The organism is Oleiphilus sp. HI0067 (genome assembly GCF_001635735.1).
Genome location: NZ_LWFI01000358.1, coordinates 1 through 986, shown reverse-complemented (window position 1 = coordinate 986; position 986 = coordinate 1). Strand labels below are relative to the sequence as shown.

1 protein-coding gene is annotated in these 986 nt (G+C 46.6%); it reads left to right on the top strand.

All coding sequences use genetic code 11. The annotated features are described in order from the left end of the window. A partial coding sequence (locus tag A3739_RS04330; protein WP_068500464.1) for an S-(hydroxymethyl)glutathione dehydrogenase/class III alcohol dehydrogenase occupies positions 1-986 on the top strand: 986 nt, incomplete at both ends.

Here is a 986-nt window from a genome sequence, read left to right as displayed (position 1 = left end):
GATGCATTCACTTTGACGGGAGAGGATCCAGAGGGTGTTTTTCCAGCGATTCTTGGTCATGAGGGCGGCGGTATTGTTGAAGCTGTTGGTGAGGGCGTAACTTCTGTAGCGGTCGGTGATCATGTCATTCCGCTCTACACGCCAGAATGCCGCGAATGTAAGTTTTGCTTATCCGGTAAAACAAATCTGTGTCAAAAAATTCGTTCTACGCAAGGTCAAGGTTTGATGCCTGACGGCACAACTCGTTTCTCGAAAGACGGCGAAAAAATCTATCACTACATGGGTACGTCGACCTTTTCTGAATACACGGTACTCCCTGAGATTTCACTGGCTAAAGTCAATAAAGAGGCCTCTTTGCATGATGTCTGCTTGTTAGGTTGTGGCGTGACAACGGGCATTGGAGCGGTGATGAACACTGCAAAAGTTGAAGAAGGGACAACCGTTGCGATTTTTGGTCTAGGCGGTATCGGATTATCAGCAATTATAGGTGCGCAACAAGCTGGTGCCTCGCGCATTTTGGCGATTGATATTAATGAATCTAAGTTTGATCTTGCGGAAGAGCTGGGCGCAACAGATTGCATTAATCCAAAGAATTACGATAAGCCGATTCAAGATGTGATCGTCGAGCTAACAGATGGTGGCGTAGATTATTCCTTTGAATGTATTGGGAATGTTGATGTGATGCGTTCGGCGCTTGAGTGCTGCCATAAAGGTTGGGGCGAGTCTGTGATAATCGGTGTGGCAGGTGCTGGCCAAGAGATCAATACACGGCCTTTCCAGTTAGTAACGGGCCGCGTATGGCGTGGTACGGCTTTTGGTGGAGTGAAAGGCAGAACTGAACTCCCTGACTATGTTGAAAAGTATCTTGCTGGGGATATCCCGCTCAAGAAATTCATTACACATAAAATGGAACTGGGTGAAATTAACGAAGCGTTCGACTTAATGCATGAAGGCAAAAGTATTCGTTCTGTGGTGCATTTTGAACC